The organism is Comamonas sp. A7-5 (assembly GCF_039581385.1).
Classification (GTDB): domain Bacteria; phylum Pseudomonadota; class Gammaproteobacteria; order Burkholderiales; family Burkholderiaceae_C; genus Comamonas; species Comamonas thiooxydans.
Genome location: NZ_JBCPWO010000004.1, coordinates 214,305 through 226,082, shown reverse-complemented (window position 1 = coordinate 226,082; position 11,778 = coordinate 214,305). Strand labels below are relative to the sequence as shown.

Genomic DNA, 11,778 nt, shown 5'->3' with positions numbered 1-11,778 from the left:
ATTGACCCCTTCTAGCGGAGCTTCCAGTGATGCTTCGGCAAGTCGCGGAACTTCTACAGTTCCCATGCAGGCCCCTGTGTTGCCGCAAGCACCCCAGACAGCCGACTACACGGCAAACCTTAGTAGCGATGTATTTGGCGCCAACCTGTTTACCGGCAACTTTGCGCGTGCCGGTGCGACGCAGTTCAACCCCGATTATTTGGTGACGGTGGGTGACCGTATCCATTTGCGGCTTTGGGGTGGTTTTACCTTTGACAGCGTGGCCGCTGTCGACCCACAGGGAAATATCTTCCTGCCTCAGGTCGGTCCCATCAAGGTGCTTGGCATTGCCAACAAGAATCTTCAGCAGCAGGTAGAGGCCGCAGTACGCCGTGTGTTCCGCGCCAACGTATACAGCTATGCCAGCCTGGCTGCAGCCCAGCCGGTGCGCATCTTTGTTGGTGGCAATGTCATGCGTCCGGGCCTGTACAACGGCACCAGCATGGACAGCTTGCTCAACTATCTGGACCAAGCGGGCGGCATCGACCCCGAGCGAGGCAGTTTTCTGACCGTTCAGGTCAAGCGCGGTAGCTCCGTGCGTGCCACTTTCAATCTTTATGACTTTCTGCTCAAAGGCCAGTTGCCGCTGCTGCAACTCAATGATGGAGATGTGATTTTTGTCCCGCCCATTGCCAACCGGGTGCGCGTTTCGGGTCTTGTGAACAATGCCAAGCGCTTCGAGTTTTCCCGTGGCTCCGAAACAGTGGCTGAGTTGATGCAATTGGCCAAGCCACAGGCCCAGGCAACCCATGTGCGGATTGCACGCAATACAGGTACAGTCAAAAACACGGAATATTACCCCCTGCAGGATGCCAATGCATTGGTGCTGCAAAACGGCGATGAGCTGGAATTCACTGCGGACAAGAAGCCAGGCACCATTACCGTGCGCGTCGAAGGCGAGCACATGAATTCCCAGGAGTATGTGCTGCCCTATGGCACCCGTCTGGGCTCTCTGATGCAGAACATTCAGACCTCGACAGACGCAGAGCCTGAAAGCATTCAACTCTTCCGCCAGAGTGTGAAGGATCGCCAGAAAGAGATGCTGGCTACCAGCTTGCGAAGCCTGGAAACGGCGCTGCTTACGGCGCGCAGCGGCAGCAGCGAAGAGGCCCGACTGCGCAAGGAAGAAGCCGATCTGACCCTGCAATGGGTGGAGCGAGCCAAGAAGGTGGAGCCCACTGGCCAGGTGCAAATTGCGCAGGCGGCGCAGCGCGACAATATGTTGCTGGAAAACGGCGATGTCATTCGCATACCGCGTAAGGACGGTCTGGTGCTGGTCAGCGGGGAGGTGCTATTCCCCAATGCTGTGGCATTCGACAGCTCTCTGAGCCTCAAGGACTATATCGATCGCGCTGGCGGTTTCACCCAGACAGCGGATGCTGCCCGTGTGGTTGTCGCGCACAGGGATGGCGCGTTCGAGCAGGTCGATACAGGCAAGCTTTTTGAAAACACCCGACTCAAGGCCGGCGATCAGGTGCTGGTGTTGCCCAAGGTAGACGAGAAAAAACGCCAGTTCTGGAAGGACATCACTCAAATCATGTACCAGATCGCCATTGGTGCGAAGGTTGTGTTTGGTCTTTGATTTTTTTGAATCGTTGAAGAGCTATGAAAAAAATTATTGTGGTGGGGCACCCTCAGTCGGGTTTTGAGAGTGTGGAGGAGTTGCTGCTGGACTGTGGCATGGCCGAGGCCAAGCCATCCAGGCGCGAAGGCTTTGTGCCGGCACAGATCAGTGAAACGCTGGTCAAAGTGCATGGTGCTGTTCCGGTGCAGCATGTGTGTGTTGCCGATCAGCTTGCGCAGATCGAGGTGGCGCCGGTCTGGCAGGGTCTGGCACTGGACTTGATGCTGGCCAATGTGGAGCAGCCTTTGTGGGGCTGGGCTGATGCACAGGCAGTCTATCTGCTGGATTACTGGAAGTCACAAGATCCTCAGACGGTGTTCGTTCTGGTGTTTGATGAGCCGCAAAGCGTGTTTACACGCCAGGCCATGGAGCATGCTGACGCGAATCCGCAAGAGCAGGAGGCCAGAGTCAATGGTTGGCTTGCCTATAACTCCGCGCTGCTGCATTTTCATTTGCGCAATCCTGAACGCAGCCTGCTTGTTCACGCAGCGCAGGTAAAGGCATCTGCGCAAAGCTATTTGCAGCAGCTCAGCTTGCATGTCGATGCCCAACTTCGATTGCCCATCGAAGAGGCGCAATCGTTAGCTGATCACGATAGCCAGGGTCTGGGGAATGACCTCATACAGGTCAGCGCTGGCCCGGTGGGCAAGCAAAAGCAAGCTCTTGATTGCAATCCTCTGGCTCAATGGCTTGCGCAGCAACTGTTGGAAGACTATCCGCAGGCTATTGAGCTTTATGAGCAGTTGCAGGCTGCCGCATCGCTGCCGCAGCGCAGCCAGCCGCAGACAGGGAGGCAGTTGGTCGCATCAAGCGTGCAGGCCAATCGTGGATATCAGGCCTGGTCGGCTTTTGTCGCGCAACAGGCTGCCATGCAGGCGCATGCCCAGCGCCTGCAGCAATTGGGTAAAGAGCTGGACGAACAAGCCCAGCAAGTGCAGCAGCGTGAGAGGCAGATTGAGCAGTTGAATCAGGCCGGTGCCAAAGCACGGCAGAGAGCACAGGAGCAGGAGCGCCTGCTGGCCGCCAAAGTCACTGAACTGCAGTCCAGTGGACAGGAAAATCAACTGCTGCTGAAGCAATTGCACAAAGTGCAGGAGGAGCTGGAAAGCCGTTATCTGCAGGCTATGCAGCAAGAAAAGGCCTTGGCAGAGCTGCACAAAGTCAAGACCGATCTGAAAGCTGCGCAGGAAAAGACCACCGCCTTGCAAGCTGATGGGCGGGAAAAGCAGACCTTACTTGTCAAAGCAAAGCAGAGTGCAGAGGAGCAGGAGCGCCTGCTAGCAATCAAGGTCACTGAACTGCATTCAAGTGGAGAGGAAAGCCAGTTGCTGCTGAAGCAACTGCACAAAGTGCAGGAAGAGCTTGAACGCCGCTATCAGCAAGCCATCCAGCAGGAAAAGGCTTTGACGGAGCTGAACAAAGTCAAGACCGATCTGAAAGCTGCGAAGGAAAAGAACGCGGCCTTGCAAGAAGCCGTTGGGCGGGAAAAGGAGACGTTGCAGGAGCAACTGCAGAAGGTGCAGCAGGAGCTGATAAGCCGTAAGGCCAAGGCTCAGCAGGAGGAAAAGACTCTAGCCGAATTACCAAGAGTCAAGGCAGAGCTGAAAGCCGCACAGGACAAAACCGTGCAACTGCAGCGAAGCGAAGAACAGCTGAAAAGACAATTGCAGGCTCAAGGCGCGAAGGCTTCTGCCGCTATTGATCTGGAAAAAGAAAACAAACTGCTGCTGACCCAATTGCACAAAGTGCAGGAAGAGTTGGAGCGCCACTTCCTAGAAAACAGCAAGCTCAAAGCCGCGCGGAAGCCGCAGCCACCGGTGTATTACGGTGCGGCGGATCGCGTGAAGCAGCAGCTCTCTTATCGCCTGGGCTCCACGATGATCAGGCAATCGCGCAGTATTGGCGGCTGGTTAAATATGCCATTTGCCTTGAGTGCCGAGACCAAGCGTTTTAGGCAGGACCAAGCAGCACGTAAAGATCTGAAGTTGCCCCCTATTGCCCAATATCAGGATGCGCATGAGGCTGAGTTGATCAAGCAGCATCTTTCTTACCGCTTGGGAGCACGTCTGTTGAGCAATACGAAAACACTGGGCGGCCGTATTTCCCTGCCTTGGAGCCTGTACGCGGAAGTGAAGGCATTCAGAAAAGAGCGCCAGTCGCACTGAAGTTTTGCATGCACAAATCGGAGCCGCTGAGTGTGGCTGAAATGGCAGAATTTTTATGAGTAGCCCAATGAATACCATCATCCCCTGGCTGGAGCATTTGAATGTACTAATGCCCTCAGGACATATTGCCCTGGTGGGGGCAGGCAACGGCAAAGGCGTTTGGGCGCAATGGCTGGTACATCAAGCCGGCAAGTCCAGGGTGACATTGATAGAAGCGGAGCCCTTGCAGTATGCGATGCTGCAGCGCACATTGAACGCGTTGGGCGAACGTGTTCGACACTGCGAAATACACAATGCCTTGGTTGGAGCACAACCAGGTACGGCTTCCTTTTTTGTCACCAGCAGCCAGCAGGAAAGTGGCCTGTTGGAGCCCCAGTCGCTCTTGAATCTTTGGCCGAATCTTCAAACCGAAGAGATTAGAGAGCTGAGCGCCATTACCCTGGACACGGTGTATGGTGATCTGGGTGAAGAGGCCGAGCGGCCACTCGGTGAACGACATTGGCTGATTATTGACTGCCTGCCAGCAGGGGAGCTGCTGCGCGCGTCCAGCAAGCTGGATCTGGTCGATGTAGTCATTGCAAGAGTCTTGCTTGGGGAACTTCAATCAGTGCCTGTTGGCGCAAGTCTGGAAGAAGTGGCAGAACTTCTTCAGCAAAAAGGCATGGTGCAGGTTGCACTCGAGGCCACTCGCCATCCAGGCATCGGGTATGCGTTGTTTGTGAGAGATGCACGGGCGGCCTTGCATGCCCAGGTGCAAACACATCACAGCGAATGCCAAAAGCTGCGTCTCGATGGCGAAGAGCAGGCAAAGTTGTTGCAGGAGTTCCAGGCGCAGATTGAGCGACTGACTCAGGCCAAGCTGATTGTGGAGACGCAATCGCAAGAGCGAGTTCAGCAGTTGGAGCAGCTCGGCAAGGTGCGTGATGAGCAAGCCAAGCGGGTGCAGGAGCATCAAGCGCAGATAGAGCAACTGACTCGGACCAAGGCCGCTGCTAACAAGCACTTGCAGGAGCGGGCGCAGCAACTGGAGCAGCTTGGCAAGGCGCGTGATGAGCAAGCCAAACTGGCGCAAGATCGTTTGGCTCAGATCGAGCAGCTGACTCAGGCCAAGGCCGCTGTTGACAAGCAATCGCAGGAACGAGCCCAGCAACTGGAGCAACTTGGCAAGGCGCATGACGAACAGGCTAAGTTGGCGCAGGAGCGTCAGGCACAGATCGAGCAACTGATTCTGGTCAAAGCTGCTGCCGAAAAGCTATCCGAGGAACTAGGTCAGCAGCTAGAGCCGCTCGGCAAGGCGCGTGACGAGCAGGTCAAGCTGGCACAGGGGCTTCAGGAACAGGCCAAGCAACTGCAACAGGCTATGGCTGCTGCCGAGATGCAGTTGCAGGAGCGAGCTCAGGAAATTGAGCATCTCAAAAAGCTGAGTGATGAGCAGGTTCAGTTATCGCAGGAGCGTAGGGTTCAGGTCGAGCAACTGACTAAAGCCAAGGCTGTGGCCGAAAAGCAATCACAGGAGTGGGCCCAGCAATTGGAGCAATTAGGCAAGATGCGTGATCGGCAAAGCGAATTGGCGCAGGAGCGGCAGGTGCAGATCGAGCAACTGACACAGGCTATTATTGCGGCTGAAAAGCAGTTGAAGGAGCGGGTCCAGCAATTGGAGCAGGTTGGAAAGGCGCATGATCATCAAAGAAATCTGGCGCAGGAGCGTCAGATTCAGATCGAGCAACTGACTCATGCAAAGAGAGCAATTGAAAGGCAGGAGCAAGAGCGAGTACATCAAGTTGCACTACTTAGCCAGAGTAAGGATGAGGGGGTTAAGTTGAACTTGGCTTATGAAGAAAAAATTCAAAAACTCGTTCAAGCTAAGAATGATGCAGATACGCAATTGAAGATAGCGACAGAAAAATTATTAATTAAACAAAAAGAGCTTATAAGACTTCAATTTGAATTGCATGAGATAAAGATAGATAAAAAAAATAGAGAAAAAATTCAGCTCGAATTGGATCAAGCAGAATGTCATATAGAAATGACTAAAGATATCTTATCGCGTTGGAACGGGGAGTAATTGTGCGTAGAAATATTCCAACAGCAAGATCAATAAATAGAATGGCGCGAGTCACTGGTGAAAACAGCGAAATTCTTTCAGAGTTGTTGGAGGTTAGTCGTGCTCAGTGGCGGCGTGGAGATTGGGAAAATCTTTCTCAATTAAAGGAGGGATTGCTAAGAAATAGTCTGAATCGAGCTGAACTGGCTATTTTGGTTGCAGTTGCTCTTTATCAGATCGGAAATATTACCAAAGCAAGAAAACTTATCGATATGTCGATGAGGTGGGGAGCGAGCAAAGAGCTGGTTGGGAGATTGTTGATCTCTGGTAGCTACATTAGTCTCAGTCGTTCAGCTAATTTTGTGGGTGATAGTAAGAGGGCGTTGTACTTCTTTGAAAAAGCAATTCTTTCTAATGATGAATATTTTCAAGAAAAAGCAGAAGTAATTTCTGTGAAAAATCACTTTCAAAAGAAAGATATTATTCTTTCAGAGAAAGAAAATAATGTTAAAGGGAAAAATAAGCTACTTTCGGGAAAAAGAATATTAATAGTTCTTTGGTTCCGAAATCTTTTGGGTGGTGGTCTTCATGAAAATGTGAGAGATACGGTAAATTCGATCCTAGAGTCTTCTGGTGAGCCCGTTGTTATTTGTCCGAAATCAGATTTCGGTGAGGAACTTCTTGCTAGCGGAATTCGCGTTATTCAGGTTGATTATGAGATTATTGGATTTGAAAAAGCCATTCATGATTGCTTAACGGGCTATGATCTAGTTCATTGTCATCCAGGGCCAAGTAGGAAGGTGGGTATAAGACTGGCTGAAATGGCCAATTGTCCACTCGTTATGACTGTACATGGAAGATGGGATGATGGTATTTCTGGTTATATTGAGAAGGTCGATCTTGTTGTCGTTGTTTCGCAATTTATAAGAGATAACTTACTGAGTAAGATTCCAAATGCTAAATCTAAAATAATTTTTATTCCAAATGGAGTAGATGTTTTGGAGTTTGGAAACGATGAATTAAAGGGTGAAAATTTCTGCGCATCTTTTGTTGGGAGAGTAGATGTTGATAAAAAAGATGGTATAGATCTTCTAAAAAAAATATGGGAAAAGCAGGCTGCCAAGGAAATTCCATTATTTAAATGGAGAGTGGCCGGTGATGGACCTTTGCTGATTGATTTGAAAGAATTTAGTAAAAGAACATTCGATAATGATGAACATATAGAGTATATGGGTTGGCTGAATAGGAAGTCTTTAGCGAGATTGCTTCATAAAACTCATTTTGTAATTGCAGCAGGTAGAAGTGGGATTGAATCTCTGGCTAGTGGCTGCTCTACAGTATTCTCCGGCCGAGAGGGTTTTATGTTGGTGAAAAACTGGAAAAATTTCACCGATGCTGCTTATAGTAACTTTGGGGGGTATGGTTCACATAATTTAGCTTCTTCTTTTGAAGAAGTAATTGATTTTTTAAATGAATGCTATACACCGTCTAATAAAAAATATGCTCTAAGCAGCAGGCTCATTAGCCAACATATAGAAAAATATTACAATAAAAGTTACGTTGGTGAAAAAATTATTCATCAATATGCAGGTTTAATAATGGGGAAATAAATGAAAGTGCTTACTGTTTTTGGGACCAGGCCCGAGGCCATAAAAATGGCACCTGTGGTTAAGGCTTTGGCCGCGAATACTGCATTGGATGCAAAAGTCTGTGTAACAGCCCAGCATCGCCAAATGTTGGATCAGGTTTTGGATATTTTCAATATTCAACCAGATTTCGATTTGGATCTGATGAAGCCGGGTCAAGATCTTTCCGACATTACGAGCAATGTCTTACTGGGTATGCGGGACGTATATAAACAGTGGCAGCCCGATATTATTTTGGTGCATGGTGATACCACCACCACCATGGCCGCCAGCTTGTCGGCATATTACGCCAAGATCAAGGTGGGCCATGTGGAGGCGGGTCTGCGCACACATAACAAATATGCTCCATGGCCTGAGGAAATGAACCGCTGCCTGACAGGGGCGATTGCAGACATTCACTTTGCTCCCACTCCTAAGGCACAAGCCAATTTACTGGCTGAAGGTGTGGCGCCTCATACTATTCATGTCACAGGTAATACCGTGATTGATGCTTTGCTTGATGTCGTGCAGCGTGTACGTACCGACACAGCATTGCAGCAGCGTTTTGCTGAACAATTTGGTTTCATAGACCCTGCCAAACGCCTGATTCTGGTGACTGGCCACCGCCGTGAAAACTTTGGTCAGGGCTTTGAAAATATTTGCCATGCGCTGGCTCAGCTTGCGCAGCGTAGCGACGTGCAGATTGTGTACCCAGTTCATTTGAATCCTCAGGTGCAGGAGCCAGTGCGCCGCATTTTGGGCAATGTCCCCAATGTGGTACTGATAGAGCCGCAAGACTATCTGCCCTTCGTGTATCTCATGGATCGTTGCACTTTGTTGATTACCGATTCTGGCGGTGTACAGGAGGAGGCCCCATCTTTGGGTAAGCCTGTACTGGTCATGCGCGATACTACGGAGCGTCCTGAAGCAGTGGATGCTGGCACAGTCAAGTTGGTTGGCACTAATACTGAAACTATTGTGCAGCAAGCGACGGAACTTCTAGATAGTTCTGTTGCTTACCAAGCCATGGCTCGCGCCCATAACCCTTATGGTGACGGCCAGGCAGGAACACGCATTTCCCAGCTATTGCAAGCTTTCGCTTAATTCCTTTTCTTTCTCTCCATTTCTTTATTTGGAAACTGTCAGTATGTTTGAAACCATCTCAATGATTGGCTTGGGCTATATCGGCCTACCTACCGCCACTTTGTTTGCATCTCGCAAGAAAAAAGTAATTGGTGTGGACGTCAGCCAGCATGCAGTGGATACGATTAACCAAGGCAAAATTCACATTGTTGAGCCAGAACTTGACATTCTAGTACATGCTGCTGTTACTGAAGGTTGGCTGCGTGCAACTACAAAGCCTGAAACTGCCGACGCATTTTTGATTGCTGTACCAACACCTTTTAAGGATAATCATCAACCTGATTTGAGCTACATTGAAGCTGCAGCAAAGTCGATTGCTCCAATTCTGCGAAAAGGCAATTTGGTAGTACTTGAATCAACCTCGCCTGTGGGTGCCACGGAGCAAATGGCAGCTTGGTTAGCAGAGGCGCGTCCTGATCTCACTTTCCCGCAGCAGGTGGGTGAGAGCGCTGATGTGCAAGTAGCCCATTGCCCTGAACGTGTGCTCCCTGGGCACGTAGTGCGTGAACTCGTCACCAACGATCGCGTTATCGGCGGCATGACTAAGAAAGCAAGTGAAATGGCCGTAGCCTTGTACAAGACTTTTGTAGAAGGTGATTGCATCATTACCAATGCTCGTACAGCGGAAATGTGCAAATTAACAGAAAATAGCTTTCGCGATGTGAATATCGCGTTTGCCAATGAACTGTCGATGATTTGCGACCAGTTAGATATTAATGTTTGGGAGCTAATTGCACTTGCCAATCGCCATCCACGTGTCAACATTCTGCAGCCAGGTGCAGGCGTTGGTGGTCACTGCATTGCAGTGGACCCATGGTTTATTGTTGCGAGTAATCCAGAGCAGGCTCGCCTTATTCGCACTGCTCGCGAAGTAAATGATCATAAACCTGAGTGGGTGCTGGATAAAGTCAAAGGCGCAATCACCGATGTATTAAAACATAATCCATCAAGAAGCCTCAAAGACATAAAGATCGCTTGCTTGGGATTAGCATTTAAGCCTGATATTGATGATTTGCGAGAAAGCCCTGCAGTTCAAATTTCGAAGAATATACAAAAGATCGGATGCACGACATTAGTTGTTGAACCAAACATTGATGAGCATCATCAAGTGATGGAAAATGGATTTCTTTATAGGGAATTGGGTGTTGCCATGAGGGAGGCAGACGTGATTTGTATTCTCGTTAAGCATAAGGAATTTTTGCGAGATAAAAATCATATACGTGAATGTCAAAATATAATTGACGCTGTGGGCCTTCTGGGTTAATTAGGAGTAAATTATATGAATGAGCTGCTTACTAAAAAAGCATTTTCTGCGTATTTAAATGGAAATTATGAGACTTCTTTGAAGTTGTACGAAAAACTTTCTAATATTTTTGGTGAGCAGCTCTTTAAATATAATTTAGATCTTTGTAAAAAAAATATCGCATTGAAGGGTAAGAGAAAAAAGTCGATAAAGGCTTTAACGCTTTTGGATGAGTTTTCGGAGACCTGTTTTTCGCCTGATTTAGATTTGGAGCGTTTAGATAGAAAGAATTGGAAAGAACAAATTGAGTCCGGTGATTTTGATTTTCTATTTTCTGAATCAGCTTGGAGAGGAAATGCTGAAACTTGGTCGTATGCGCTAACAAAATTTCACGGAAAGCATGGAAGTGATCTGAAAGCTGCTTTGGATTTCTGTAAAGAAAAAGGTATTCCGACAGTTTTCTGGAATAAAGAAGACCCTGTTAATTTTGACGTATTTATTGAGGCAGCAAAGTACTTCGATTTTGTTTTCACCACGGATGAAGGCTGTATTCCAAGATATAAAAATGAATTGGGGCATGATAGAGTTTTTGTGTTGCCTTTCGCCGCTCAACCGACACTTCATAACCCCGTTATTAATAAAGACAGAATAAGTAAAGTTGCATTTGCCGGAAGTTGGAATGGCACAAAATACCCGGCTCGGGCCCGCTGGCTGGAGACAATGTTTGATTATCCTATGGAAAATGGGATATTGGATATTTACGATAGATATGCGTCCTCGCATGACGCAAAACTAAAATTTCCGGCAGAATATAATTCTGCAGTTATTGAGGCGGTGCCTTATTCTGAAATTTCTGAAAGAGTTTATAAAAAATACTCTTTGATGATCAACGTGAATTCGGTTGAGGACTCTCCAACAATGGTCGCTCGTAGAATTTATGAGCTTTCTGCATGTGGAACACCAATTATATCCAATCCCTCACCTGCATTTAAAGGAAAATTTTCAGATATAGTTGAAGTTGTTAATTCTAAAAATGATGCGGCTGAAAAAATTGAATATATTCTAAATAATGAGATGAATGCATTGAGTAGGGGAGTCAAAGCGATTCGCCTAGTTCATACACATCACACTTACCGTCATCGTTTAGTTGAGATTTTTAATAAAATAGGTCTTCGATCCTCATTGAAAGTTGAGGCAGATGGAATTTCCGTAATTATTGTTTCGAAGCGCCCTCATTTCTTACAGCAAATCTCAAAGCTGATGAACGAGCAAGTTGCTAAAAAAATACAAATTATATTTGTTATGCACGGCGAAGGGTTTGATGAGCTTGAAATAAGAAACGCATTCTCCTCCCGATTTGAACTGAAAATTCTTAACGTTCCCTCGGAAAATACCGTGCTGGCTGACGGTTTAAATTTGGCTCTAGAGAATGCCGATATGCCTATCGTCGCCAAAATAGATGATGACGATTATTATGGGCCATCATATATTTCAGATGCTTTACTTGCTCTGAAGTATTCAGATGCCGGTGTTGTGGGTAAGGGGAGTTATTTTTGTTATGTTGAAAGTATCAATAAAACAGGTATACGCTTTCCCGGCAAGCATTATAGGATGGTAAAAAGGGTTCACGGTGGGACTTTGGTCTGGGATAGACGGAGGACAGGAGATATTCAGTTTGAAAAAGTGAGGCAGGGGACTGATTCATTATTCATTAAGTCAGTTTTGGAAAAGAAGGTAAAAATCCTATCGACAGACCCTTTTAACTTTGTTCATATGCGATATTCGGACTCTGCACAGCATACTTGGAAGATAGAGGATGATGAATTCATCTCTAAGCTGCACAACTTAAAAGAAGGTCTGGATTTTTCGGGAATTTACATTTAATAAATTTATAT

At 47.8% G+C, this 11,778-nt stretch carries 7 protein-coding genes; all 7 read left to right on the top strand.

What is annotated here, in order from left to right; translation table 11 throughout:
* The first annotated feature begins 64 nt into the window (after positions 1-64).
* Positions 65-1,621 (top strand): SLBB domain-containing protein, encoded by a 1,557-nt coding sequence (locus AAIL67_RS09050; RefSeq protein ID WP_343483825.1) that lies wholly within the window; start codon positions 65-67, stop codon positions 1,619-1,621.
* Between the two features lie 23 nt (positions 1,622-1,644).
* Positions 1,645-3,828 (top strand): chromosome partitioning protein ParA, encoded by a 2,184-nt coding sequence (locus AAIL67_RS09045; RefSeq protein ID WP_343483824.1) that lies wholly within the window; start codon positions 1,645-1,647, stop codon positions 3,826-3,828.
* A gap of 67 nt (positions 3,829-3,895) precedes the next feature.
* Positions 3,896-5,893: a hypothetical protein gene (locus AAIL67_RS09040; protein ID WP_343483823.1), complete on the top strand. Its 1,998-nt coding sequence runs from the start codon at positions 3,896-3,898 to the stop codon at positions 5,891-5,893.
* 2 nt (positions 5,894-5,895) lie between these two features.
* Positions 5,896-7,482: a glycosyltransferase gene (locus tag AAIL67_RS09035; protein ID WP_343483822.1), complete on the top strand. Its 1,587-nt coding sequence runs from the start codon at positions 5,896-5,898 to the stop codon at positions 7,480-7,482.
* The gene (gene wecB / locus AAIL67_RS09030) at positions 7,483-8,601 is read left to right on the top strand and encodes a UDP-N-acetylglucosamine 2-epimerase (non-hydrolyzing) (protein WP_343483821.1); all 1,119 of its coding nucleotides are present in this window, start codon (positions 7,483-7,485) and stop codon (positions 8,599-8,601) included.
* 43 nt (positions 8,602-8,644) lie between these two features.
* Complete coding sequence (wecC, locus tag AAIL67_RS09025) at positions 8,645-9,904, top strand: UDP-N-acetyl-D-mannosamine dehydrogenase (protein ID WP_343483820.1); 1,260 nt, start codon at positions 8,645-8,647, stop codon at positions 9,902-9,904.
* A gap of 15 nt (positions 9,905-9,919) precedes the next feature.
* On the top strand, positions 9,920-11,767 hold the full coding sequence (locus AAIL67_RS09020; protein ID WP_343483819.1) for a glycosyltransferase: 1,848 nt from the start codon (positions 9,920-9,922) through the stop codon (positions 11,765-11,767).
* The last annotated feature ends 11 nt before the right edge of the window (positions 11,768-11,778 follow it).

Bases quoted from the DNA above. Each gene is read 5' to 3' on its own strand.
- AAIL67_RS09045 (WP_343483824.1), top strand. From the start codon at position 1,645: ATGAAAAAAATTATTGTGGTGGGGCACCCTCAGTCGGGTTTTGAGAGT.
- AAIL67_RS09020 (WP_343483819.1), top strand. From the start codon at position 9,920: ATGAATGAGCTGCTTACTAAAAAAGCATTTTCTGCGTATTTAAATGGA.
- wecC (WP_343483820.1), top strand. From the start codon at position 8,645: ATGTTTGAAACCATCTCAATGATTGGCTTGGGCTATATCGGCCTACCT.
- wecB (WP_343483821.1), top strand. From the start codon at position 7,483: ATGAAAGTGCTTACTGTTTTTGGGACCAGGCCCGAGGCCATAAAAATG.
- AAIL67_RS09050 (WP_343483825.1), top strand. From the start codon at position 65: ATGCAGGCCCCTGTGTTGCCGCAAGCACCCCAGACAGCCGACTACACG.
- AAIL67_RS09040 (WP_343483823.1), top strand. From the start codon at position 3,896: ATGAATACCATCATCCCCTGGCTGGAGCATTTGAATGTACTAATGCCC.